Origin of the sequence: Kineococcus haloalkalitolerans (assembly GCF_050871905.1) — a bacterium.
GTDB lineage: Bacteria > Actinomycetota > Actinomycetes > Actinomycetales > Kineococcaceae > Kineococcus.
This window is the reverse complement of the sequence record NZ_JBJLSH010000003.1, coordinates 61,627-85,357: the sequence shown is the minus strand read 5'-3', so window position 1 is coordinate 85,357 and position 23,731 is coordinate 61,627. Positions and strand designations below refer to the sequence as shown.

At 76.8% G+C, this 23,731-nt stretch carries 25 protein-coding genes; 12 read left to right on the top strand and 13 right to left on the bottom strand.

All coding sequences use genetic code 11. The annotated features are described in order from the left end of the window. Window positions 1-13 precede the first annotated feature (13 nt). Window positions 14-196, bottom strand: a complete 183-nt coding sequence (locus tag ACRYMY_RS02415) for a hypothetical protein (protein ID WP_432545672.1) — start codon at window positions 194-196, stop codon at window positions 14-16. Window positions 197-305: 109 nt separating this feature from the next. Further along, window positions 306-824, bottom strand: coding sequence for a GNAT family N-acetyltransferase (locus ACRYMY_RS02410; protein WP_432545671.1), 519 nt, complete (start codon window positions 822-824; stop codon window positions 306-308). Window positions 825-940: 116 nt separating this feature from the next. Between ACRYMY_RS02410 and ACRYMY_RS02405 the strand changes: the two genes are divergently transcribed. From ACRYMY_RS02405 to ACRYMY_RS02395, 3 genes are all read left to right on the top strand, one after another. After that, window positions 941-1,999 (top strand): dihydroxyacetone kinase subunit DhaK, encoded by a 1,059-nt coding sequence (locus ACRYMY_RS02405; RefSeq protein WP_432545670.1) that lies wholly within the window; start codon window positions 941-943, stop codon window positions 1,997-1,999. 5 nt (window positions 2,000-2,004) lie between these two features. After that, a complete protein-coding gene (locus ACRYMY_RS02400) occupies window positions 2,005-2,739 on the top strand; it encodes a DAK2 domain-containing protein (protein ID WP_432545669.1) in 735 nt (244 codons plus the stop codon). 125 nt (window positions 2,740-2,864) lie between these two features. Further along, on the top strand, window positions 2,865-3,506 hold the full coding sequence (locus tag ACRYMY_RS02395) for a YceI family protein (RefSeq protein WP_432545668.1): 642 nt from the start codon (window positions 2,865-2,867) through the stop codon (window positions 3,504-3,506). A gap of 12 nt (window positions 3,507-3,518) precedes the next feature. Here the strand turns inward: ACRYMY_RS02395 and ACRYMY_RS02390 are convergent, their stop codons facing one another. Further along, a complete protein-coding gene (locus ACRYMY_RS02390) occupies window positions 3,519-4,700 on the bottom strand; it encodes a lycopene cyclase family protein (RefSeq protein ID WP_432545667.1) in 1,182 nt (393 codons plus the stop codon). A gap of 136 nt (window positions 4,701-4,836) precedes the next feature. Here ACRYMY_RS02390 and mscL point away from each other — a divergent pair, with 136 nt between their 5' ends. Next, on the top strand, window positions 4,837-5,301 hold the full coding sequence (mscL, locus tag ACRYMY_RS02385) for a large conductance mechanosensitive channel protein MscL (protein WP_432545666.1): 465 nt from the start codon (window positions 4,837-4,839) through the stop codon (window positions 5,299-5,301). On the opposite strand, the gene ACRYMY_RS02380 is transcribed toward mscL, so the two are convergent. After that, entirely contained in the window at window positions 5,210-7,552 is a 2,343-nt protein-coding gene (locus ACRYMY_RS02380; protein ID WP_432545665.1) for a putative bifunctional diguanylate cyclase/phosphodiesterase, read from the bottom strand. The two genes, mscL and ACRYMY_RS02380, sit on opposite strands and share 92 nt — an antisense overlap. A gap of 115 nt (window positions 7,553-7,667) precedes the next feature. Beyond that, on the bottom strand, window positions 7,668-9,362 hold the full coding sequence (locus ACRYMY_RS02375; RefSeq protein ID WP_432545664.1) for a P-loop domain-containing protein: 1,695 nt from the start codon (window positions 9,360-9,362) through the stop codon (window positions 7,668-7,670). A 231-nt stretch (window positions 9,363-9,593) separates the two neighbouring features. On the opposite strand from ACRYMY_RS02375, the gene ACRYMY_RS02370 reads away from it, so the two are divergent. After that, window positions 9,594-11,096: a glycosyltransferase family 2 protein gene (locus ACRYMY_RS02370; protein ID WP_432545663.1), complete on the top strand. Its 1,503-nt coding sequence runs from the start codon at window positions 9,594-9,596 to the stop codon at window positions 11,094-11,096. A 69-nt stretch (window positions 11,097-11,165) separates the two neighbouring features. Here the strand turns inward: ACRYMY_RS02370 and ACRYMY_RS02365 are convergent, their stop codons facing one another. Beyond that, the gene (locus tag ACRYMY_RS02365; protein WP_432545662.1) at window positions 11,166-11,993 is read right to left on the bottom strand and encodes an NAD(P)H-binding protein; all 828 of its coding nucleotides are present in this window, start codon (window positions 11,991-11,993) and stop codon (window positions 11,166-11,168) included. A gap of 65 nt (window positions 11,994-12,058) precedes the next feature. Between ACRYMY_RS02365 and ACRYMY_RS02360 the strand changes: the two genes are divergently transcribed. The 3 genes from ACRYMY_RS02360 (at window position 12,059) to ACRYMY_RS02350 (ending at window position 14,060) form a co-directional block, all read left to right on the top strand. Beyond that, entirely contained in the window at window positions 12,059-12,577 is a 519-nt protein-coding gene (locus tag ACRYMY_RS02360; RefSeq protein WP_432545661.1) for a hypothetical protein, read from the top strand. Window positions 12,578-12,722: 145 nt separating this feature from the next. Next, entirely contained in the window at window positions 12,723-13,364 is a 642-nt protein-coding gene (locus ACRYMY_RS02355; protein ID WP_432545660.1) for a DUF305 domain-containing protein, read from the top strand. A 6-nt stretch (window positions 13,365-13,370) separates the two neighbouring features. Beyond that, entirely contained in the window at window positions 13,371-14,060 is a 690-nt protein-coding gene (locus tag ACRYMY_RS02350; RefSeq protein ID WP_432545659.1) for a DUF4328 domain-containing protein, read from the top strand. Window positions 14,061-14,081: 21 nt separating this feature from the next. On the opposite strand, the gene ACRYMY_RS02345 is transcribed toward ACRYMY_RS02350, so the two are convergent. The 4 genes from ACRYMY_RS02345 to ACRYMY_RS02330 form a co-directional block, all read right to left on the bottom strand. After that, complete coding sequence (locus ACRYMY_RS02345; protein ID WP_432545658.1) at window positions 14,082-15,053, bottom strand: amidoligase family protein; 972 nt, start codon at window positions 15,051-15,053, stop codon at window positions 14,082-14,084. 28 nt (window positions 15,054-15,081) lie between these two features. Next, window positions 15,082-15,816 carry a hypothetical protein gene (locus tag ACRYMY_RS02340; protein ID WP_432545657.1) on the bottom strand — a complete coding sequence of 245 codons (735 nt, stop codon included), beginning with the start codon at window positions 15,814-15,816 and terminating at the stop codon, window positions 15,082-15,084. 62 nt (window positions 15,817-15,878) lie between these two features. Further along, window positions 15,879-16,610 (bottom strand): hypothetical protein, encoded by a 732-nt coding sequence (locus ACRYMY_RS02335; protein WP_432545656.1) that lies wholly within the window; start codon window positions 16,608-16,610, stop codon window positions 15,879-15,881. After that, entirely contained in the window at window positions 16,607-17,110 is a 504-nt protein-coding gene (locus tag ACRYMY_RS02330) for a SigE family RNA polymerase sigma factor (RefSeq protein ID WP_432545655.1), read from the bottom strand. Before ACRYMY_RS02330 ends, ACRYMY_RS02335 begins: the two co-directional genes overlap by 4 nt. 124 nt (window positions 17,111-17,234) lie before the next feature. Here ACRYMY_RS02330 and ACRYMY_RS02325 point away from each other — a divergent pair, with 124 nt between their 5' ends. Then, the gene (locus ACRYMY_RS02325; protein WP_432545654.1) at window positions 17,235-18,698 is read left to right on the top strand and encodes a protein adenylyltransferase SelO; all 1,464 of its coding nucleotides are present in this window, start codon (window positions 17,235-17,237) and stop codon (window positions 18,696-18,698) included. A 7-nt stretch (window positions 18,699-18,705) separates the two neighbouring features. Here ACRYMY_RS02325 and ACRYMY_RS02320 read toward each other — a convergent pair whose 3' ends face one another. The 3 genes from ACRYMY_RS02320 to ACRYMY_RS02310 all read right to left on the bottom strand — a co-directional run bounded on the left by ACRYMY_RS02320 (window position 18,706) and on the right by ACRYMY_RS02310 (window position 21,728). Next, a complete protein-coding gene (locus ACRYMY_RS02320) occupies window positions 18,706-19,152 on the bottom strand; it encodes a PPOX class F420-dependent oxidoreductase (protein WP_432545653.1) in 447 nt (148 codons plus the stop codon). Between the two features lie 191 nt (window positions 19,153-19,343). After that, window positions 19,344-20,936 carry a methyl-accepting chemotaxis protein gene (locus tag ACRYMY_RS02315; protein WP_432545652.1) on the bottom strand — a complete coding sequence of 531 codons (1,593 nt, stop codon included), beginning with the start codon at window positions 20,934-20,936 and terminating at the stop codon, window positions 19,344-19,346. Between the two features lie 6 nt (window positions 20,937-20,942). Further along, complete coding sequence (locus ACRYMY_RS02310; RefSeq protein WP_432545651.1) at window positions 20,943-21,728, bottom strand: AAA family ATPase; 786 nt, start codon at window positions 21,726-21,728, stop codon at window positions 20,943-20,945. 72 nt (window positions 21,729-21,800) lie between these two features. Here ACRYMY_RS02310 and ACRYMY_RS02305 point away from each other — a divergent pair, with 72 nt between their 5' ends. The 3 genes from ACRYMY_RS02305 (at window position 21,801) to ACRYMY_RS02295 (ending at window position 23,724) form a co-directional block, all read left to right on the top strand. Beyond that, a complete protein-coding gene (locus tag ACRYMY_RS02305; protein WP_432545650.1) occupies window positions 21,801-23,120 on the top strand; it encodes a PP2C family protein-serine/threonine phosphatase in 1,320 nt (439 codons plus the stop codon). 75 nt (window positions 23,121-23,195) lie between these two features. Further along, window positions 23,196-23,471 (top strand): hypothetical protein, encoded by a 276-nt coding sequence (locus tag ACRYMY_RS02300; RefSeq protein WP_432545649.1) that lies wholly within the window; start codon window positions 23,196-23,198, stop codon window positions 23,469-23,471. A gap of 124 nt (window positions 23,472-23,595) precedes the next feature. After that, window positions 23,596-23,724: a hypothetical protein gene (locus tag ACRYMY_RS02295; RefSeq protein WP_432545648.1), complete on the top strand. Its 129-nt coding sequence runs from the start codon at window positions 23,596-23,598 to the stop codon at window positions 23,722-23,724. Window positions 23,725-23,731 lie beyond the last annotated feature (7 nt).

Genomic DNA, 23,731 nt, shown 5'->3' with positions numbered 1-23,731 from the left:
CGGGACGGGCGCCTCAGCGCAGGTGGCCGGTGGTGGACACGCGCAGGTGCCCGGTGGTGCTCGTCGTGGTCTTGGTGACGACCTTGACGGTCGTCTTGGTGCTGGTGGCCGCGGAGGCGGCGGGGGCGAGGGCGGCGGCGCCCGTGAGCAGGGCCCCGCTGACGATGAGGGCGGTGAGGGCGCGGGGCGTGGACACGAGGGACTCCTCCGGCGTTCCGGTCGCTGTCTGCGACGCTGGGTGACTGACAACCCGAGCATCGGCGCAGGTCACGGCACCCTTGAGGACAAAGTTCGGAGCTGGACAATCACTGTGAGTGAGCGGTGAGGTTGAGGACCATCTCGACCTCCTCCCGCGAGACGTCCAGCAGGTAGGGCACGCGCGCCCCCGTCTCGGTGAAGCCGCGCCGGGCGTACCAGCGCCGCGCCCGCTCGTTGTCCTCGTGCACGTGCAGGTGCACCCGCGACCAGCCGCGCTCCCGGGCGCGCTCGAGCTCGGCGTCCAGGAGGGCGTCCGCGGTGCCGGCGGCGCGGCCGCGGTGGGCGGGGTCCACGAACACCGACACCACGAACAGGCGGCCGTCGTCCTGGACGACGGTGCCGACCATCCCGACCCAGCGGCCCGTCGCCAGCTCGGTCGCGGCGGTGGCGTGGCTGCCCGGCGCCTGCCAGCGGGCGGCCCGCGCGCGCCACTCCGCGTCGCCGTAGGCGGCGGCGCGCTCGAGGCGGTCGCCGAAGGCGTGGGGGGTGTCGGCGAGCATCCGCAGGCGCAGGTCGCGCAGCTCGCGCCAGTGCTGCGCCCCGATCGTCACCAGCCGCACCGCCACCCCGCCGAGGCTACGCGCGGGCGAGCGCCGGTGGACGTGCGGGCGCGGGCGCCGCGTGCCACGCTCGGTCCGCTGCCCGAGGACGAGCAGCGCCCCGACCGCGAGGGGGTCCGCCCGTGAGCGTCACCAGCACGCACCGCAGCCCGCCGCGCGACGTGCCCGGTCGCCGGCAGTTCCTCAACGACCGCGACAGCTTCGTCCACGAGGCGCTGGAGGGTTTCGCCCTCGCCCACCGCGACCTCGTCTCCCTCAGCTCCGACCCGGACTTCCTGCTGCGCGCCCCGGCGGGGCGGCGGCCCGGCAAGGTGGCGCTCGTGGCCGGCGGGGGCGCCGGGCACGAACCGCTGCACACGGGTTTCGTCGGCGTCGGGATGCTCGACGCGGCGGTGCCGGGGCGGGTGTTCACGAGTCCCACGGCGCTGCAGGTGGCGGCCGCCACGCGCGCCGCGCACACCGGCGCGGGGGTCGTGCACGTGGTGAAGAACTACACCGGCGACGTCCTGAACTTCCGGATCGCCGCCGAGATCGCCCACGACGACGGCGTCGACGTCGAGCAGGTGCTCGTCGCCGACGACCTGGCCACCGACCCGGCGGTGACGGGGCTGGACTCCGGCCCGGGCCGGCGCGGCACGACAGCCGTCCTCGTCGTCGAGAAGGTCTGCGGCGCAGCGGCCGAGGCCGGTGCGCCGCTGGTCGACGTCGCCGCGCTGGGCCGGCGCGTGGCGGCCCGCGCGCGCAGCCTGTCGCTGGCTCTGAGCGCTCCCACGCACCCCGGGGAGCGCTGGCCGTCGTTCGACCTGCCGCCGGACGAGGTGGAGTTCGGCGTCGGCATCCACGGTGAGCGCGGCGTCGACCGGCGCCCGTTCGCCCCCGCCGCCGAGCTCGTCGAGCAGCTGGTCGGGCCCGTCGCGGAAGCGGTGGAGGTCTCCCGCGGCGACGCGGTGCTGCTCGTCGTCGACGGCCTCGGCTCCACGCACCCCCTCGAACTGTCCCTCGCCTACCGGGAGGTGGTCCGCGTGCTCGACCGGCGCGGTGTCAGCGTCGCCCGCTCCTACCTGGGTTCCCCCGTCACGGCCCTCGACACGGCCGGGTTGTCGGTGGCCCTGGTACCGGCCGACGACGAGCTCGTGCGCCTGTGGGACGCCCCCGTGCGCACCCCGGCCTGGACGAGGTGAGGGCGGTGGACGAGCGCAGCGGCGCCCCCGCGCGGACCTCGACGGGCACCTCGACGCGCGAGCCGGACCGGCTGGCGCTGCTGGAGGACGGCCGTGAGGTCGAGCCGCTGCGCGGGCCGCGCACGGCGGACCTGGACGGGCGGCGGACGCGGGCCTGGTGGCGCGGGTTCTCCGAGCAGGTGCGCTCGCGCGCCGACGAGCTGACGGAGCTGGACCGGCTGGCCGGCGACGGCGACTTCGGGCACAACCTCAGCGCGGCGGTGCGCGGCGCCGACGAGCGGATCCGCCAGGGCCGCCCGTACACCGCGGGCGGGGTGTTCGAGGCGGTGTCGCTGGGGTTCCTCGACACGGGCGGGACGAGCGGGCCGCTGCTGGGCATGTGGTTCCGCGAGTTCGCGCGCGCGTGCGGGGAGACCGCGGGCGCGCAGGACCTGGCGCGCGCGGCCCGCGAGGGCCTGGACTGCGTGCAGCGCCTGGGCGGGGCGCAGCCGGGCGACAAGACGATGGTCGACGCGATGGAGCCGGCGGCGCGGGCGCTGGAGGACGCGGCGCACGCGGGCGTGCCGGCGGTCTCGGCGCTGAGCGCGGCGTACCGGGCGGCGGCGGACGGGGTGCGCGGCACGCAGGCCTCGCGCGCGACGCGGGGCCGGGCCAGCTACGTCGGGGAGGCGGCCCGCGGGGTCGTGGACCCGGGGGCGCTGGTGGTGGCGTGGTTCTTCGAGCGGGGCACGGTGGTGTGAGCCGGGGCTGAGAGCGGGCCAGGGCCGGACGGGTGGGCCCCGGGGAATGCTTGCAGCTTCAAGTTGTTTACCTGTACCGTCAGGTCAGCACTTGAAGCTGCAAGCACTTCTCCCCGGAGGTCCCCGTGTCCTGGTTCGGCCGCAGCAAGAACACCACCGCCCCCGCCACCGGTGCCGCGGGCACCGCCGTGCTGGAGCCCACCGCCCCCGCCACGCCCGCCCTGCCCGCCGTCCCCGGCTGGCGCGCCGGCACCTGGACCATCGACGCCTCGCACTCCGAGGTGTCCTTCACCGTGCGGCACATGGCCGTCAGCAAGGTCCGCGGCCGCTTCGGCGCCGTGGCCGGCGAGCTCGTCACCGCCGAGGACGCCGCCGCCTCCACCGTGCGCGCCACCATCGACGTCACGAGCGTCACCACCTTCAACGAGCAGCGCGACGCCCACCTGCGCACGAACGACTTCTTCTCCGCCGAGGAGTTCCCCGAGGCCGTCTTCACCTCCACCGGCCTCACCCACGACGGCGAGGACTTCCGCCTGTCCGGCGACCTGACCCTCAAGGGCGTCACCCGCCCCGTCGTCCTCACCGTCGAGGTCTCCGGCCTCGGCCCGGACGCCTACGGCGGCACCCGGATCGGGTTCTCCGCCACCGGCCGGATCAACCGCCGCGACTTCGGCCTGGAGTTCGACGCCCGCCTCGACAACGGCGGCCTCGTCGTCGCCAACGAGGTCGACCTGCAGCTCGACGTCGAGGCCGTCCTCAACTCCTGAGCGGCACCCGGCTCAGCGCTCGAGGGCGCCCCGCGCGCGCCGGCGGCCCAGCTCCGCCACCGCCGCCAGCATCGGGACCCGCGGCGACGACGCCATGAGGCGCACGTCGTCCGCGGGTCCCGTCGCGCCGTCCAGGAACCCCAGCACCCGCTGCACGGGGTTGCGCTCGAACAACCGCCACAGCACCGCGGCGCCGTCCAGCCAGCCCGAGGCGATCCCCGCCAGCAGCACCGCGTCCATCAGCAGGTGCCGGCGCCCGTGCGGGCGCGGCGGCACCGGCGGCGCCCCGGCCGCCACCCGGGCCGCGAGCGCGTCCGCCTGCCGCTGCAGGACGCTGAACGCGTACCCCGTCGAGGGGCGCACCGCCCCCGCCGCCGCGCCGAAGCGCACCACCCCCGGCACGTCCGAGGCCGGGAACGGGGCGTCGGTCATCGGGATGACCCCGCGCTCGGTGCCCAGCACCTCCAGGGCGCCGAACCCCGCCCGCTCCGTCCACGCGTCCAGCCGCTCGCGGTACTGCGCCCCGGTGAGCAGGTCGGCGGAGAACTCCGTGTACTCCACGAGCGCCTCGCGCTCGGAGGTCGGCAGCACGTAGCCGAACGCCACCCCGCCCGCCGGCTGCGGGACGCGGAAGTCCATCAGCGTCACCGCCCCCGGGTCGAACACCGGCCGCGCCGCGCGCACCCGGTGCCCCAGGAAGTGCTGCAGCAGCGTCGTGGTGCCCGGCGCCCGCGGCAGCGGCACCGGCCGCGTGTCCAGCACCGCGCGGGCCAGCGGCCCGCCGGCCCCCACCCGGACCCCGCCCGGCGCGGGCACCAGCTCGTCCACGACGGCCTCCACGAGCGGCACCCCGGCCGCCGCCAGCCGCGCGCGGACCGCGCGCTCCACGTCGGTCGAGCGCAGCATCCGGTAGCGCCAGCCGCCCAGGTCCAGGTGCAGCACCGCCCCACCGGGGGCGATCACCCGCAGCCGCGACCAGCGCGCCGCCACCAGCGGCCCGAACGGACCCGGCCCGGCGTCCGGGCCCGCGCCCGGCCCCCACGTGCACCACGTGCGCTCCTGCGTGCGCGCCGCCGAGGAGGCCGGGGCCTCCCACACCGCGAACCGGGCGCCGGTGCCCGCCAGCCGGTGCGCCAGCGACGCCCCCGCCGCCCCGAGGCCGACGACGGCGAGGTCCAGCGGCGCGTCGCTCACCCGCGCAGCATGCCCCGCCCGGCCGGGACCGGCGCGCGGCCCCCCCCGGCCGGGGCTCCCACCGCGGGCTCTCGCCGCGGGCGCCCCCCGGCCCTAGGCTCGCGATCACCACCGACCGCTCGAGCAGGGGGCCGCCGTGTCGCTCGTCAAGGGTTTCCGGGACTTCGTCCTGCGGGGCAACGTCATCGACCTCGCCGTCGCCGTCGTCATCGGCACGGCCTTCACCGCCGTCGTCACCGCCGTCGTCGAGGGGCTGGTCAACCCGCTCATCGCCGCCGTCGGCGGCGCGCCCGACCTCGACGGCACGTGGGTGCTGACCCTGCGCACCCTGGAGGACGGCACCCGCGTCGGCCTGCAGTTCGGCACGGTCGTCGGCGCGGTCCTCAACTTCCTCGTCATCGCCGCGGTCGTCTACTTCCTCATCGTCACGCCGATGAACCGGCTGCTGGCGCTGCGCAAGGCCGGCGCCGTGGAGGAGCCGAAGGCCCCCGGCGAGGACGTGCTGCTGCTCACCGAGATCCGCGACCTGCTGGCCGAGCGGGCGGGACGCGGGACGCCGACGACGGGGACGCGGGCTCCGGACGACCCAGCAGTCGGCTGAACTCCGCAGCGGGCACGGGCCGCCCGTGCAGCCAGCCCTGCGACTCGTCGGCGCCCAGCACGTAGAGGCGGTCGAACGTCGCCGCGTCCTCGGTGCCCTCGACCACCACGCGCAGGCCCAGCCGGTGCGCCAGCTCCACGGTGGCGTGCACCACCTGGGTGGTGCGCGGCTCCGAGAGCAGGCGCGTGGTGAACGCGCGGTCCAGCTTCAGCTCCGCGGCGGGCAGGTCCGTCAGGTACGCCAGCGAGGAGTAGCCCGTGCCGTAGTCGTCGATGCTCAGCTGCACCCCGCGCGCGGTCAGCCCGTGCGCGACGGCGAGCGCCAGCTCCGGGTCGGCCATGAGGGCCGTCTCGGTCACCTCCAGCACCAGGCGGGCCGGGTCGAACCCCGAGGCGGCCAGCACCCCGTCGACGAGGTCCAGCAGGCCCGGCGAGGCCAGCGTGGACGCCGACAGGTTCACCGACACCCGCAGCGGCCGCCCGTCCACCGACCAGCCGGCGGCGTCGCGCACGGCCGCGGTCAGCACGGCGCGGGTCAGGGCGTCCATCAGCCCGTGCTCCTCCACCAGGTCCAGGAACGCCGGCGGCGGCAGCGTCCCGCGCTGCGGGTGGCGCCAGCGCACCAGCGCCTCCACGCCCACGACGACGGCGTCCGGGACGGTGACCTGCGGCTGGTAGACGACGACCAGCTCGCCCACGTCCCGCCCGCCGGGCGCCGGGTCGAGCAGGACGCGCAGGTCGGCCAGCAGGGCGGCGCGGTCGCGCAGCCGCTCGTCCACGGCCCGGTCGAACAGCTCCACGCCGCTGGCCGCGGACGGGCCCGAGCGCGTCTTGACGCTGTACATGGCCGCGTCGGCGCGGCGCAGCAGCTCGTCGGCGTCCAGCGGACCCGGCCCCGCGGTGGCGACGCCGACGCTGAGGCCCACGCCGGACGCCACGTCGTAGCGCCCGCCGGCCAGCGCGATGCGCTGCAGGACGGCCTCGCGGACCCGCTGCGCCACCGCGACGGCCGCCGCGTCGCCCAGCCCCGGCAGCAGGACGGCGAACTCGTCCCCGCCCAGGCGGGCCAGCACACCCCGGCGGGGCAGGGCCTCGCGCGCGGCGGCCACGACCAGGCGCAGCAGCTCGTCGCCGCGCTGGTGGCCCCAGCGGTCGTTGACCTCCTTGAAGCGGTCCACGTCGGCGACCAGGAGCGCGGTCCCGGACCGGCGGTCCAGGTCCTCCAGCCGCTGCACGAGGGCGCGGCGGTTCGGCACGCCCGTCAGGTCGTCGGTCAGCGCCAGGTGGCGGGTCTCGGCCAGCAGGGTCGTCTCGTGCACGAGGTGCCCCACCCGCAGCGCGACCCCCAGCACGGCCAGGCCCGCCAGCACCGTGGGGGTCACCCCGCTCGCGGGGGCGAAGCCCGTCAGCACCAGGACGGCGATCGCGGCGAACAGGACGGCGATGGCGCCGGCCGTGGGCACCTCCGCCCGCGCCGGCACCGGGGTGACGCGCTGCCCGGTCACGCCGGTCACCGCCAGTGCCAGCCCGGCCAGCGCCCACGCCACCTGCAGCGGCGTGCCGCCCAGCGGGTAGCGCGACCCCACCACCAGCACCACGCCGGTCAGGGCCAGCAGGACGGCCGTGACGGCCCAGGTGCGCGGGTCGCGCTGCAGGCCGCCGACGCTCGCGACCGTCACCGCGGTGCCCACGAGCACCGCGAGCCCGGCGGCCAGGCCCGTCCACGCCAGCAGCTGCGGCAGCGTCCAGGCCACCTGCGCGGTGCCCGCCCAGCGGACGACGAGGACCCCCACGGCCGTCAGCGTCAGGACGGCGCTCATCCCGTTGACCCAGTCGCCCGCGTCGGAGGTGTAGGTGCGCAGCGGGTTCCAGCGCACCAGGCCCTGGTAGAGGAACGGGACGGCCGCCAGCGCCGACAGCCGCGGCGCCAGGTGCAGCCACGCCGCGGCGCCTCCCGCGCCCGGCGCGGCGTCCAGCAGGTCCCCGGTCAGACCGAGCAGCGCACCGGCGGCCAGGACGCCGGCACCGCCGGCGATCCACCCCCACACGTGCCGCTCGGCGGGCCGCAGCAGCGCGGTGCGGCGCAGCTGCGCCCACGCCGTGCCCTGGACGACGAACAGCAGGGCGCCGGCGACCCGGGCGTCCAGCCCGGGCGCGAGGGCGCCGACCGCGGCCAGGGCACCCGCCAGCAGCACCGCGGCCAGGGCGCGCGGCACCACGGGGGCGGGGGTCGCCGGGGGCCGCACGTGCACGTCCCTGCTCTCGGCGCGCGGAGCACCGAGGTGGAGGCGGCGCGCCGGTCGGGCGGGCGGTTTCACCCGCCCGCGCCAGGGGCGCGCCCGGCTGCGCCGCCGTCCGGGTGAGGGCTCAGCCCACCGCGCGCACCCGCAGGGCCCGCAGCCGGTCCAGGGCCGCGGCCACCTCGTGCCGGCGGGGCACCGCCACGTCGGCGGTGGCGCCCTCCAGCCAGCCGAACGGCGGGTCGGCGGCCAGGTCGGCCTCCAGCAGGTCCAGCGCCCGCGCCAGGGTCCTCCGCCCGTCCAGGTGGCCGGCGGAGACCATCCGCGCCAGGGCGTGCCCGGCGCCGGTGACCTGCGCGGCGTCGGTGAACTGGCGCACCGCGCGCACGTCGACCTCGTGCTCGCCCAGCAGGAGGGTGTCGGTGCCGCGGGCGCCGACGCGGCGCCGGCCGCGGGCGGTGGCGTCCACCGAGCGCGGGTCCGGCACCCGGTGGCGCACCACGGGGAACGACCCGGCCTCCGCGACCCGGCCGGTGGGCGTGCGCGCCACCTCGCGGGCGCGGTCGGTCACGTCGGCGCAGACGAACTCCCGCATCGCCAGGACCCGGTCGGCCACGTCGAGGAAGTCGCCCGAGGCGCCCACGACGATGACCGTCGAGACGCCGTGGTCGGCGTGCAGGGAACGCACCAGGTCGACGAACGGGTTCAGCGGCTCGGCGGACTTGGCGACCAGGGCCTGCATGCGCGCGTCGCGGACCATGAGGTTCGTCGCCGCCGTGTCCTCGTCCACCAGCAGCAGCCGACTGCCCGCCTCCAGCGCCTCCACGACCGCCGCGGCCTGCGACGTCGACCCGGAGGCGTCGGGGGTGCTGAAGTCGCGGGGGTCCAGCCCGCCGGGCAGGCCCGTGACGAAGGCGCCCACGTCCACGCGGGTCACCGCGCGCCCGTCCTCGGCGCGCACCGCGGCGGCGTCCGCGCGGGTGACGACGAGCTCGCGGCCGTCACCGGGCACGTGGTCGTGGACCCCGGCCTCCAGGGCGCGCAGCAGCGTGGACTTGCCGTGGAACCCGCCGCCGACGACGACGGTGACCCCGGCGGCCACGCCCGCACCGGTGGTGCGGCCGCGGTGCGGCAGGTCGACGGCGACGCGCACGGTGTCCGGGGAGGTGAACGGGACGGCGTCCAGGGCCGGGCGGTCGTCGACGCCGCTGCGGCGGGGCAGGACGGCGCCGTCGGCGACGAACGCCACCAGGCCCCTCGGCTCCAGGGCGGCGCGCAGGGCGCCGGCGTCCTCCACCGCGTCGGCGAACGCCGTGACCTCCGCCGCGTCGTGGGCGGCGAGCAGCAGGCTGGCGGCGACCAGGTCGGGCAGCTCGGCGGTCAGCTCGCGCGCGGCGGTGCGCCCGTCGATCCGCCGCCGCGGTCCGGGCAGGTGGTAGCCGCAGCGCAGGACGACGGCGCCGTCGGCGGCGACCTCGCAGCTGGTGCGCTGCAGCACCTCCTGCCCGCCGGCGTCGACGCGGAACGTGCGCCCGTGCCGGGCCGCGGCGCGCGCCAGGAACGAGGCCGTGGCGCGCCGGCGCGGCTCGGTGCCCAGGCCCACCGCGGCCAGCCCGCTCGCGGCGGCGTCCACCCGCACCTCCAGGCGGCTGGGCGGGGCGAACGGGTCGGCCTGCGCGCGCAGCAGCCGCACCGTCGTGCCCGGCGTCAGCGGGTAGGTGGCGCTCAGCGACCGGTACCGGGCGTAGGGGGCGCCGTGCAGGCGGTGCAGGTCGTCGGCGAGGTCGGGGGCAGGGTCGTGGGCGGAGTCCGGGCGGGGCACGCGCCGACCCTACGAGCGGGTTCCCGGGTGCGTCTCGGGAACTCCCCGTCACCCGTTCGCCACTGACCGTCGCGTGATGACTCGTCACTCCTCGTGGTGGAAGCGGCGCTGAGCGGAGGAACCGACTGCGGAGAGTTGTCTCGTGCGGCTCAACGCGCCTCCCGGCGGATCATTCGGCTACCTAACGTCACTGGTGTCGGTCCACACCATCACCGGAGGTAGCGCACCACCATGGCGACCACAGAACTGGCCCCCCTGCTCGTGCAGCCCGCCCCCCGTGTCATCGAGGGCGAGATCGTCCCCCGGGCGTTCGTCCCCCAGCCCCGTCAGCCGCTGACCGACCGCATCGCCGACACCGTCAGCACCCGGGCGCAGGCCGCGCGGCGCATCGTCGAGGTCACCATCCACCGGCTGCGCTACCGCCCCGCCACCCGGCGCACCGCCCGCATGGCCGTCCTGGTCCCCGCGCACAACGAGGAGGCGGACATCACCGCCTGCCTCGACTCGGTCATGGCGCAGACCCGCACCCCCGACCTGGTCGTCGTCATCGCCGACAACTGCACCGACGCGACCGTCGAGATCGCCCGCCGCTACCGGGGCGTCAAGGTCGTCGAGACCTCCGGCAACACCGACGCCAAGGTCGGCGCCCTCGCCGCCGGCTACCAGGAGTTCCTCGCCGGCGGCGCCTTCGACGTCATGGTGAGCATGGACGCCGACGTGGCCCTGTCCCCCAGCTGCCTCGCCGACCTCGAGGCCGAGCTGCTCAAGACGCCCAGCGCCGCCGCCGTCTCCGCCAAGTACCACTTCGCCGAGGGCACCGGCGGCTGGTTCAACCGCCAGCTGGTGCGCGCGCAGAAGATGGACTTCACCCAGTTCCAGATGCTCGCCAACCAGAAGGGCCGGCGCACCACCATCGTCGGCGGCCAGTGCTCCGCGTTCCGGTTCACCGCGATCGACGAGGTCGTCCGCCACCACCGCCGCCCGGCGCCGTGGACGAACGAGACCGCGACCGAGGACGCGCAGCTCGGCCTGGAGCTGCAGGAGCTCGGCTGGACCACCGTCATGTCCACCACCGCCCGCGCCCAGGTCGGCGCCATGCCCACCCTGCGCGCCCTGTCCGGGCAGCGCTCGAAGTGGAACGCCGGACTCATCGCCCTCATGACGACGATGCCGCTGTCCAAGCGGACGCTGCCGTTCTGGCTGCAGCACATCGGCCTGGCCCTCAACGTGCTCATGCGCCTGGCGTTCGTGTTCCTGCTCGCCGCGTCCCTGTCGGTCTCGCAGTTCGTGTGGTCGTGGTGGTGGATCACCCCCACCGTCCTGGCCGCCCTGTACCAGCTGAAGATGGCGCACCTGTCCCCGCACCGCACGCGCGCCGACTACCTGTTCGCCGTCACCTGGCTGCCCGGTGAGCTGTGGCTGTGGTTCTCCGGCTGGAACACGACCAAGGCGTGGGTGACCCACCTGCTCGGCAAGCGCCGCGACCTGTGGGCCGCGCAGGCCGCCGCCGAGAGCGGCAAGGGCGGCAGCGGCTCCGGTGCCCTCATCGCCGCCTTCGCCGGCACGACGATCGTCAGCTCCGTGGGCGCCTGGTGGTGGCTGACCCAGGCCAGCGTCGAGGCCCAGCGCGTCGTGCTCACCGCCGGCTGGAACGCGCTCGCGTTCCTCACCGTGTGCGCCAGCGTCATGCTCCTCTTCAAGCTGCTGCGCCCCACCCGCGGTCTGACCGCCTGAACCCCGCCCGGCGCCCCGTACCGTCCCCCGGTGCGGGGCGCCGTCGCGTCCGGACCCGGACGGCCGGTGTCAGCGGCGCGCCAGGAGCTCCCGCAGGCTCGTCGCCGGGCGGCCCGTCAGCCGCGGCACCACGTCCGAGACGGCCTCCAGCTCGCCGTTCGCGATCGCGGTGTACGTGCTCACCCAGCCGTCCACCTCCCAGCGCGGCGCGCCCGAGGACGCCCGCGAGGCGTACGCCTCCTCGACCGTCTCCTGCACGTACGTCACCTCCTCGCCGGTGGCGCGGGTGATCTCCGCGGCGACCTCGGCCAGCGTCAGCGCCTGCGGGCCCGTCACGTCGTAGGTGCGGCCGGAGTGCTCCTCGTCCAGCAGCGCCGCGACCGCCACGTCGGCCACGTCGTCGCGGGCGACCGCCGCGACCCGGCCCTCCCCGGCCGGCCCGCGCAGCGCGCCGTCCGTGACGAACTCCGGCAGCACGTCCAGGTAGAAGGAGTTCCGCAGCACCGTCGTCTCCAGGCGGCTCGCCGCCAGCAGCTCCTCCGTGGCGGCGTGGTCGCGGCCGAAGGTGAACGTGCAGTCCGGCGCCGCGGACTGGAACGAGGTGTAGACGACGCGGCGCACGCCCGCCGCGGCCGCCGCCCCCACCGCCGCGCGGTGCAGCGCGACCCGGTCGGCGTCCTCGGAGGCCGAGACGAGCAGCAGCACGTCCACCCCGTCGAACGCGTGCCGCAGCGCCTCGGCGTCGCCGTACTCCGCCACCCGCACGTCCGCCGGCAGGTCCGGCGCCCGCGCCGGGTCGCGCACCACCAGGCGCTGCGCCACCCCCGCCGCGGTCAGCCGCCGCGCCACCCGCCCGCCGATCCCGCCCGTCGCGCCCGTCACCCCGATGAGTCCCACCGGGACAGCCTCCCACCGCGCGGGCAGGGGGCAGGACGGCCGTCCGACCCCGAGGCAGGAGACCGGTGAGAGCCCACCGCACCGCCACCGTCCTCGGCGCCCTCGCCCTGCTGGGCGCCACCTCCTGCACCTCCACCGGGGCCGAGGACCCGGCAGCACCGCCGGCGCAGGGCGAGACGTCCCTGGTCGCCTACTGGCAGGAGAACCCCGGCCTGGCCCCGGCCCCGGTCGTCGGCGCCACCGCACTGCTGGACGGGAGCGGCACCGGGTTCACCGTCCTCGACCTGCCCGGCACCGGCGACCACCCCACCCTGACGATGGGGCTGTCCTGCCGCGACGCCGGGGACCGCGAGGAGGGGGAGGACCCCGATGAGGTCACCGTCGGCCTGGGCGACGAGCGGTTCGTCTTCGAGCAGCAGTTCCGCGGCGGGTGCGGCGGGCCCGAGGACTCCGGCGGTGTCACGAACACGTTCCCCGCCGATGGGCTGCAGCAGGAACCCACCCGGCTGTGGGTGCTGGCCGGCGAGGGCGTGCGCTGGTCCGTGGGCGTGTGGGGCAGCGACACCCCGTTCGACGCCGGCTGAGACCGGCGGGACCGGCCCCGACCCGGGACCGCGGAGCGCCCTGCCGCGCGGGCCGGGTCGGGCGCCGCCGACGGGCGCCCGAGCACGACCCGTGCCTACGGTGGGTGCTCGAGCCGGACACCCGAGACGCACCACGGAGGCGCCCGTGCCCACCCGTCCCACCCCCGCCCGCCTGGCCGCCGTCGCCGCGGCCGCCGTCCTCGGCCTGGGCGTCGCCGCCTGCGGGGACGACAGCGCGGACACCGCACCCCCGGCCGCGGCCCCGGCCGAGGTCCCCACCGAGCAGCCCGGCGGCGGTGCGACCGTGGACGCCGAGCACAGCGAGGCGGACGTCGAGTTCGCCCAGGCGATGCTCGTGCACCACGAGGGCGCGGTCGAGATGGCCCAGCTGGCACCCGGCAGCACCGAGGACCCCGAGGTCCTGGACCTCGCCTCCCGCATCGAGGCGGCGCAGCAGCCGGAGATGGAGCTGATGCGCGGCTGGCTGCAGGCGTGGGGCGCCGAGATGGGCGGCACCGACCCGCACGGCGCGCACGGGGACCACTCCTCGATGCCGGGGATGACGACCCCGGAGCAGATGACGCAGCTGCGCGAGGCCACCGGCGCCGAGTTCGACCGGATGTTCCTGGAGATGATGGTCGAGCACCACGAGGGCGCGGTGGAGATGGCCGAGACGCAGCTGCGGGAGGGCACGAACCCGCAGGCGCTCGCGCTGGCCGAGCAGATCGGCACCTCGCAGACCGCCGAGATCGAGGAGATGCGGCAGCTGCTGGCGGCGCGGGGCTGACGCCCGGTGAGCGGAGCACCGCAGGACGACCCGTGGACCCTGCCCGCCGCACCGGGCGGACCCGGCGACCGCGGCCTCGGGCCTCCGCCCGGTGAGCGCCCGCCCCCGGCGCCGGTGCGCCTGCGCCCCGTGCGGGCCCTGGGCACGGCCGCGCTCGCCGTCGCGGCGGTCGTCACCCTGGGCGAGGGGTTCGCGGCGCTCACCGCCCCCGGGTACGACGCGGCGCGGTTCCCGAGCACCTACGACGTCGCCACCGGTCTGACGGGGCTCGCGTGGGTGGTCTCCTTCGTCGTGACGTGCCTGTGGCTGGGGCGCGCGCGCCGCAACGCGGAGGAACTGTCGCCGGCGCACCACCACGTCCGCGGTCGCGCGTGGGTGTGGTGGGGCTGGCTCGTCCCCGTGGTGTCCTTCTGGTTCCCGTACCAGGTGGTGCGCGACACCGCGGGCGCCTCGGCGGCCGGCTCGCCCGGGCGCGCGGCGCCGCGGCCGCCGCTGGCCGTCTGGTGGGCGACGTGGCTGGCCGGTCACGTCCTGGCGAACGCCGCCTCGCAGGTGACCGCCCCGTTCACCGGTGCGGGGTTCCCGACCGCCGGAGCCGTCCTGCACCTGCTGGCGTTCGCCGCCTGCGCGGTGTCCCTCCTCGCCTGGGCCCGGGTGGTGCGCGCGGTGGTCGCCCTGCAGGAGGACGCCGGCTGAACCCCGGCGGTCCCGGCCGCGTCAGCCGGCCGGGGCCGCCAGCAACCGCACCAGTTCCGCGAACGCCTCCGCGATCGCGGCGCCGTCGGCGGAACCCGCCAGCACCCGCACCTCCAGGGTGTCCGGGCCGGGGCGCAGACCCAGCACCCGCGTGAGGTTCACGTCGCTGAACTTCGTCACGGCGGTGCGGGCGGCCGCCGCGCGCAGCGACGGCCAGTCCGGCCAGTCGCGGCGAACCAGTTCCGCCAGGTCCGGCGGCAGCGGAGCGAGCCTGCGGCAGCGCGGGTTCGTGCCGAACGTCCGCCGCAGCTGTTCGCGGTGCTCGCCGAACAACCGCACGACGTGGCGGAACGCGGCGACGTCGCGGAACGGCGCCGCGTCCAGGTGGACGTGGACGGCGGCCTCGGCGGGCACCGTGAAACCCGCCGCGCGGGCCGGTGCCAGCAGCGCCTCCAGCGCCGCGGCGTGGTCGGCGGCCAGCGGCGGGGTGATCACCTCGCAGGGCCGTTCCCGCTCCCCCGGCAGCGGAGCGGCCATCGCCACGCTCGCGCCGGCCGCGTCGTCGAGGCGGTGCACGTCGCCGACCCGCCGCACCCGCGTCCCGAACAGCGCCGCGGCGCCGTCCAGCACCGACCCGATCCCCTCCGCCGGGTCGGCGTGGCGCTGCACCAGGCGCAGCAGGCGCGCGTCGTCGCTGACGACCCGGTACCAGCCGGGGCGCGGCGCCGCGCCGGCGTCCAGGTCGTCGACGATGGTGCTGTCGTCGACCAGCGTGCACACGAGCTCCCCGGAACTCCCCCGCACCTCGAAACCCGGGGTGAGGTTCCAGAACGCCCGCACCCCGGGGACCGCGGAACCCTCGGTGTCGACGTGGAACACGCGGTGGACGCCGCCGCCCGCGCGGGCGGCCAGGTCGCGGGCGAGGTCGAGCCGGCTGGACCCCGCGGGAGCCAGCAGCTCGACCTCGAAACCGGCGCGCGGCAACGGTTTCACCGCGACCGTCCGGCCACGGGCGAGCCCGTCAGGAGGTGGCCCCGGGCGCGGGCAGGTCGCCGCCGGAGAGCAGCCGCAGCCCCGCGGCGACCTTCGCCTCGTAGGGTTCGACCTCCCACTCCGCGCCCAGCGCCACCGCGTCGTCGTACGTGTACCCGGCGGCGAAGAACGCGTCCACGGCCGCGGACTCCTCCAGCGACGGGGAACCCGGGGCCGGGGCGGCGCTGCCGGGGGCGAACGGCAGCTCGTCCCCGGCGAGCAGCACCTCCCCCGCGGCGACCTTCGCCTCGTAGGGTTCGACCTCCCACTCCGCGCCCAGCGCCACCGCGTCGTCGTACGTGTACCCGGCCGAGAAGAACGCGTCCACGGCGGCGTGCTCCCCCGTCGGCTCCGACCCCGGAGCCGGGGCGGCGCTGCCGGGGGCGATCGGCAGCTCGTCCCCGGCGAGCAGCACCTCCCCCGCGGCGACCTTCGCCTCGAAGCTGTCCACGTGCCAGGCCTCGCCCAGCGCGACCGCGTCGTCGTAGGTGTACCCGGCGGCGAAGAACGCGCCGAGCGCCGCCTCGTCGACCGCGACGGGTTCCGCGACGGGTTCGACGGCCGGTGCGGGGACGGTCGCGGGGGTGCCGGCCGAGGCGGCCCACGCGCTGCCGCCGGCCAGGACGGCACCGCCCACCAGCAGGGTCGTGGTGAGGGCCCGCGCGCGGCGGCCGGCCGGGGACCGGTCCGGAGACGAGGAGTTCCGTGCTCGCTGATCGCTCATGCCCCGGGAGACGTCGCGCGGCCCGGTGGGGTTGCCCGGCGCGGCAGCGGGCCCGCGCAGGTTCACGCGCACGGGCGCGGGGAGGACACGGGCAGGACTTCCCCGGCCAGCAGGCGGCGGCCCGCCTCCACCTGCGCGTCCCACGTGTCGAGGTCCCACTGCGCGGCCAGGTCCTCCGCGTCGGCGGGCGAGTACCCGCACGCGGTGAACGCGTTGAGCTCCCAGCCGGGGGAGGTGCGCGGCAGTTCCCCGCTCGGGCTCACCGGCAGCGTCCGGCCGGCCAGCAGGTCCTCACCGCCGAGGACCTTCGCCTCCGCGGCGTCCACGCTCCAGACCTCCCCCAGCCGCACGGCGTCGTCGTAGACGTAGCCGGCGCCGAACCAGGCGGCCAGCTCGTCGTCGCCGCTCGCCGTCAGCTCCCGCACCGACTGCTCGCGCAGCTGGTCCTCCTGCTGCCGGGTCAGCCGCTCGGCGGCCGCCGCGACGCCCGCCGCGCGCTCGGCGCGGTCACCGGGCACCGGCTCCCCGGTGGGCCCCCCGGACGACGTGGACGACGTCGACGGCGCGGGCGCCGCCACGAGGCCGTCGCCGCGCCCGTCCCAGCCGCCCGCGGCACCCGCGACCACCGCCCCCACCGCGGCCACGGCGACGGGGGCCGTCACCAGGGCGCGCCGGCGCCGCAGCCGACGCCGACCGCCGCGCAGCACCGCGGGCGCCAGCCCGTCCGGTGCCCGGACCTCCTCCACGGCCGCCGCCAGGTCCTGCCGCAGCCGCTGCTCGAACGTCCCGCTCACCTGCTCATCTCCCCCTCGCGCCTCTCCTGGGCCTCCCCGACCAGCTCCCGCAGCCGTGCGAGCCCCTTGGACGCCTGGCTCTTGACCGTGCCCCGCGAGACGTCCAGCTCCTCCGCGATGCGCTCCTCCGACCAGTCCTCGTAGTAGCGCAGCACGATCACCGCGCGCTGCCGCGGTGGCAGCCGGCGCAGGTGCGCCAGCAGGTCCTCGCGCTGCGCCCGGTGGGCCGTCCCGTCGCCGACGGCGACGTCATGGTGGTCGGCCAGCGGCACCTGCCGCGGTCGCCGGCCCCGCCACCGCCACCGGTCGGTGACGGCCCGCGACATGGCGGTGCGCACGTACGCCGGCGGGTCCTGCACCGTCCGCCAGCGCGGGTACAGGCGCTCCAGGACGTCCTGCAGCAGGTCCTCGGCCTCGGCGCGGTCGCCCGTGAGCAGGACCGCGGTCCGCAGGAGCCGCCCGCCCCAGGCGGTGACGAACTCCTCGAACGACCCCTCCACCGCTCCTCCTGTCGCCGGCTCCTCCCGGGAGACGTCGCGCGGGCCCGCGAGGTTGCCTCCGCCGCCCCCCTGGTCGTCCCGCGCGGGTTCGCCGCCCGGCTGACCGCGACGTAGCCTCGAGGAGGTGAGCGTCGCACCCCCGCCGACCACCGCCTTCTCCGACCGGTTCGCCCGCGAGCTGCCCGAGATGGCCGTCCCCTGGCAGGGCACCGAGGTGCCCGACCCGCGGCTGCTCGTCCTCGACGAGGACCTGGCCGCCGAGCTGGGCCTGGACCCCTCCTGGCTGCGCGGCCCCGAGGGCCTGCAGCTGCTGGTGGGCCGGGCGGTGCCCGAGGGCGCGACCCCGGTGGCGCAGGCCTACGCGGGCCACCAGTTCGGCTCCTTCGTCCCGCGCCTCGGCGACGGGCGCGCGCTCCTCGTCGGGGAGCTCACCGACGCCCGCGGCCGGCTGCGCGACCTGCACTTGAAGGGGTCCGGGCGCACACCGTTCTCCCGCGGCGGCGACGGGCTGGCCGCCGTCGGCCCGATGCTGCGCGAGCACCTCGTCAGCCGCGCCGTGCACGCCCTCGGCATCCCCACGACGCGGTCGCTGGCCGTCGTCGCGACCGGCGCCACCGTGCAGCGGGAGGTGCCGCTGCCGGGCGCGGTCCTCGCCCGCACCGCCGCGTCGCACCTGCGGGTGGGCAGCGTCCAGTACGCCCGCGCCACCGGGGACGCCGACCTGCTGCGCCGGGTCGCCGACCACGCGATCGCCCGCCACCACCCCGCCGCGGCGGACGCCGAGCACCCCCACCTGGCGCTGTTCGAGGCGGTCGTGGCCGCCCAGGCCGAGCTGGTGGCGCGGTGGATGCTCGTCGGGTTCGTCCACGGGGTGCTCAACACCGACAACACGACCCTGTCCGGGGAGACGATCGACTACGGGCCCTGCGCGTTCCTCGACGCCTACGACCCCGCCACCGTCTACAGCTCCATCGACCACGGCGGCCGCTACGCCTACGGCAACCAGCCCGTCGCCGTGCAGTGGAACCTCGCCCGGCTGGCGGAGGCGCTGCTGCCGCTGTTCGCCGACGACGAGGAGGAGGCCGTCCGGCTGGCCGTCGGCGTCCTCGACGGCTTCGGCGCGCGCTACGGCACCGCCTGGTCGGCCGGGGCGCGCACCAAGCTCGGGCTGCGCGAGGACGTCGACCTCGCCACCGCCGGGACGCTGGCCGCCGACCTGTTCGAGCTGCTGCGCGCCGCTGGCGCCGACCTCACCGGCAGCTTCCGGGCGCTCGGCCCCGCCGCCCGCGGCGACGAGAGCGCCCTGCGGCTGCTGGTGCCCGACGCGGCGGCCCTCGACGGGTGGCTGGAGCGCTGGCGGGCGCTGGGCCCGGACGCGGCCGTCGCCGAGCGCGCCAACCCGGTGTACGTGCCGCGCAACCACCTCGTCGAGGAGGCCCTGGACGCCGCGACCGCGGGGGACCTCGGCCCGTTCGAGCGGCTGCTGGACGTGGTGAGCTCCCCGTTCACCGAGCGTCCCGGTCTGGAGCGCTACGCGCAGCCCGCGCCGGCCGGCGCCGGCCCGCACATCACGTTCTGCGGGACGTGAGGCGCGCTCAGGCCGGCAGCTGCCCGTACGCGTGGGCGACGGGCAGGCGCACCACGCGGCGGCGGTCGGCGACCATCGCCCGCCGGTAGTCGTCCCAGTCGGGGTGCTCGCCCGCGATCGCGCGGTACAGCTCGACGAGCTCGGCGACGGCCTCGTCGTCCTCGCGCTCCGCGACCGGGGACAGCTCCGCGTGGCCCTCCACGACCGTCCACGACCAGAAGTCGCCGGACGTCACGTGCAGGCTCGCACGCGGGTCGCGCTCGAGGTTGCGGGACTTGGCGCGGTCGGCGGTCACCGAGATGCGCACCAGCTCGCGCGCCGGGTCGAAGACGTACGTGATGTTCGACAACTGGGGGCGGCCGTCGCGCTTGAGCGTGGTCAGCACCCCGTTCCGCGTCGTCGTCAGCAGGTGCAGCAGGCGGGTGCGGCGCTCGTCCGCCGTCGGCGTGTCCACGCCGGGAGCAACCCCGGTCCCCGGCACCGCTGTTCCCGCCCCTCCCGCCCCAGCCCCCCTCCCCCCACCGTGGTCACGGACGGGTGAGACGTCACCCGCCCGTGCTCCCCGTGATCTTGCTGGGAAACCCTGCAAGATCACGGGGAGGGGTGCGGTGGTGCCGGAGGTGGCAGGGCTCAGCGGGGCAGGGCTCAGCGGGGCAGGGTGAAGGAGGCCACCAGGTCGTTCAGCTCCGCCGCGGCCCGCGAGACCTCCCCAGCCGTCTGCGCGGTCTGCGTGGCCCCCGAGGTCGTCTGGTCCGCGCTGGCGGCGATCCCGGAGATGTTCGTGGCGATCTCCTGGCTGCCGGTGGAGACCTCGGTGACGTTGCGGACCATCTCGCTCGTGGTCGCCGACTGCTCCTCCACCGCCGCGGCGATCGTGGCCTGCAGGCCGTCGATGCGGGCGATCACCTCGGTGATCTCGCTGATCGCCCCGGCCGCCGCGGAGGCGTCGGCTTGGGTGGCGTTCACCCGCGCCACGATCTCCTCGGTGGCCCGCGCGGTCTGCTGCGCCAGCTCCTTGACCTCCCCGGCGACCACGGCGAAGCCCTTGCCGGCGTCCCCGGCGCGGGCGGCCTCGATGGTCGCGTTCAGCGCCAGCAGGTTGGTCTGCTCGGCGATGGAGGTGATCAGCTTGACCACGTCCCCGATCTCGCGGGAGGACGCGGACAGGCGCTCCAGGGTCTGCCCCGCGCTGGTCGCGGCGCTGACGGCGGAGGCCGCGGTGGAGGAGGCCTCGGAGGTGGAGGTGGCGATCTCACGGATCGCCGACGTCATCTGCTCCCCCGCGGCGGCCACGGTCCCGATGTTCGCGCTGATCTCCTCCGTGGCCGCGGAGACGACCTGGGACTGGGTGGCCGACTCCTCCGCGCCGGAGGACAGCTGGGTGGCCACCGCCGACAGCTCCTCGCTGGAGGCGGCCAGGGTGGTGGAGGCACCGGCGATGCGGCGCATCGTGGACGTCAGCTTGTCCATCGTGGCGTCCACCGCGGCGGCCAGCTGGCCGACCTCGTCCTCGGCCTGGTAGCCCACCCGCTGGTCCAGGCGGCCGGCGGCCAGGCCCTCGACCACGTGCAGGGTGCGGGCCAGGGGACGGGCCACCGAGCGGGAGATGGCCACAGCCACGACGACCGCGAACGCCAGCGCGGCCGCACCAACCACCAGCAGCAGCGTCACCGCGGTGCGGAAGTCGTGCGAGCCCTCGTCGGAGATCTCGGCGGCGTCCTGGACCTCGATGTCCCTGATCGCGTCGATCCGGTCGGCGAGCCGGGTGGCGAGCGGCGCCACCGTCGCGTCACGGGCACCGATGTAGGCAGCCGTGTCGCCGGCCTGCGCCGCGGCGACCAGCGCCTCACGGCTCGTCCGGTACTCCTGCAGCAGGTCCTCCACCTCACCGAGCTCGGCCGCGGAGGCCGACGGTGAAGCCCCCAGGTAGCTCGTCCACGCGGTGTCGTACGCCTGGTCGTGCTCGGCGAGACGGTCCAGCTGCTCCGCGGTCGACTCCGCGTCCGGTGCGAGCGCGGCGCTGGTGATGTCCAGCCTCACCTGCAGGAAGGCCGCCTTGACCTCCCCGACCGCCTCGACCGAGGCGACCCCGTCGGTGGACAGGGACTCGAGGTTGGCCTGCGAGCTCTGCAGGCGGGCGATGCCCGTCCCCACGACGACGGCCAGCAGCAGGCAGACGACGCCGAACCCGGCGAACAGCTTGGTGGACACGCGCAGGTCGCGCAGACGGTTGAGCACCCCTGCTCATCGGCCCTCGTCGGGGGCACCTTGAGCCGGCGGCAACACGTGGCGCAGGTACCGCTCGGGCGCGTCGAGGAAGAACCGCCAGTGGTGCACGACGTCGAGGTCCTCCCACTCCGCGCGGTGGATCCCGTCGTCGTCGAGCTGCAGCACGAGCGCCCCGGGGACCGCGGTCAGCAGCGGCGAGTGCGTCGCGCACAGCACCTGCGTCCCGCGCCGCGCCATCGCGGCCAGGGTGCCCGCGAGCGCCAGGTGGTTCTGGAACGACATCGCCGACTCCGGTTCGTCCAGGAGCACGACCCTGGCCGCGCCCGTCCACCGCTGCGTGGCGAGCACCTCGGTGAACTGCTCGCCGTGGCTGAGGCGGTGCAGCGGGTGCGGGGCGGGCGGGCCGTCGCCGCGGGCGCCGGCGTCCTCCAGGTAGGTGACGAACCGGTGGGCGGTCTCGGCCCGCAGGAAGAACCCCTGCCGGCCGTGCCGGCCTCCGGCGCCGCGGACCACGCGCAGCAGCCCGGCCAGCCCGGAGCGGTCGGACCCGCGGCCGCGGTCGGCGCCGGCGCGGTGGGCGGTGGACCCGCCCTCGGGCGGGATGCCGAGCAGCTCGGCGACGGCCTCCACGACGGTCGACTTGCCGGCGCCGTTCTCCCCGACGAGGAACGTCACCCCCGCGGGCAGGTCGAGGCCGTGCGCGAGCAGGTGCGCGACGGCGGGCACGGTCGCCGGCCACGCCTCCGGGTCGACCACCGCGTCCGGGCGCCGCTCGACGCGCCGCACCGCCCGCGTGTCCACAGCACCAGTCTGCGCCGCGGGTGCGACACCGCCGTGGACCGTCCCACCCTCCGGCCGGGGGATGATCGACGGGTGCCGCCGCCTGACGACGTCGACCTCGCAGCAGCCCGCCTGTTCGGCGGGCTGCTGCGCCGTGCCCACCTGTGCGCACCGTCGGAGCTGGCGACGGTGGTCGCCGAGGAGGCGTCGGCGGCGCTGGGAGCGCGCTCGGTCGTGACGTACCTCGTCGACCACGACGAGGAGCACCTGGTGCCCGTGCCCGCCGACGGGTCCCCGGACCGCTCCCGCCAGCCCGTCGAGGCGTCGATGGCCGGGCGGGCCTACACCAGCGCCGCGATCCTCACCGGCGAGCCGGAACCCGGGGACGGCGCCGCCCCCAGCGGGTGGCGCCGGGTGTGGGTGCCGCTGCTGGACGGCACCGACCGGCTCGGCGTGCTGGAGATGACCCTGCCCACCGCGGACGGGCGGGTGAGCACGGCGGTGCTGGCGGCGTGCGAGCGCTACGGGCACCTGACGGCGCAGACGGTCGTCGCCAAGGACGCCTACGGCGACGTGTTCGAGCTCGTGCGGCGGACCCGGCCGATGAGCGTGGGCGCGGAGCTGCTGCGTTCGATGCTGCCGCCGCTGACGTACGCGACGACCGGCCTGGTCGTCTCGGCGGTGCTGGAACCCACCTACGACAGCGGCGGGGACGCCTTCGACTACGCGTTGGACGACGGGCTGCTGCACCTGGCCGTGTTCGACGGGATGGGGCACGGCCTGGCGGCGGCGGGGTTGACGACGTTCGCGCTGGCCGCCTACCGCAACAGCCGGCGCCGCGGGCTGTCGCTGGAGCGGACCTACGCCGAGATCGACCGGGCGGTGCTGCAGCACTTCGGCGGCGAGCGGCACGTGACGGCCGTCCTGGCCGAGCTGGACGTGGCGGGCGGGCGGCTGCGGTGGGTCAACGCCGGGCACCCGCCGCCGCTGCTGCTGCGGGAGGCGAGCGTCGTCAAGGCGCTGCACGCCCGCCCCACCTACCCGATGGGCTGGCCGTTCCACGCCGACGCCGGGGCCGCCGCCGCGTCCGTGACGGTCGGGCAGGAGGACCTGCAGCCGGGGGACATGGCGCTGCTGTACACCGACGGGCTCGTCGAGGCGCGGGGCCAGGACGGCGCGTTCCTCGGCACGGCGGGGCTGGCGGAGTTCCTGGAGCAGCAGGCCGCGAGCGGGCAGCCGGCGCCGGAGACGCTGCGCCGGCTGCGCCAGGCGGTGCGCGAGCGCCAGCGCGAGCAGTGGCAGGACGACGCGACGGCGCTGCTGGTGGAGTGGCGGCGCGGCAGCGAGCAGCGCCTGCTGCCGCTCACGCTGGAGACGGGTGTCGACGCCCCGGGGGACGTCGAGCGGTCCTGACCGCCGGGGCGCGGACGCACCGGCGTCCGCGCCCAGCCGGTAGCGTCGCCAGCCCCGTCCCGGAGGTGGTCCCCCGTGCACGCCCTCCCGCTCCGCCTGGCCGCCGGTGCGCTGGTCGCCGGCGGCCTCGTCCTGGGCGCCGCGCCCCTGCCGCTGGCCGACTTCGGCTGCCGGCCCGCGCTGGCCGCCGGCGGTGCCCTCGACCAGACGATCGAGGTCGTCGTCGCGTGCGCCGACGCCCGCGCCGACCGGCAGACCGCGGTCGGGGTGCTGCTGACGGCCGGGGTCGCGCTGGCCGGCGCGAGCGTCCGGGGACGGCGGTCGGCGGCGTCCGGGGGTCCGCGAGCCTGACCGGTCCCGCGTCGTCGCGGACCGGGCGCCCCGCACCCCTCCCCCGCGGTGATCACGGACGGTCGGGCCCTCACCGTCCACGATCACCGTGATCTTGCTGGGAATCCCTGCAAGATCACGAAGGGTGGGTGCGGGTGGGGTGGGCGGGGGGAGGTTCGCCGTCGCCCTGCCCGGCTGCACCGCCCTGGACGCCGTCGTGCAGCGCGCCGACGCCGCCCCGTACCGCGGCGAGGGCCCCGGCACCGCGGTCTGAGCGGGCG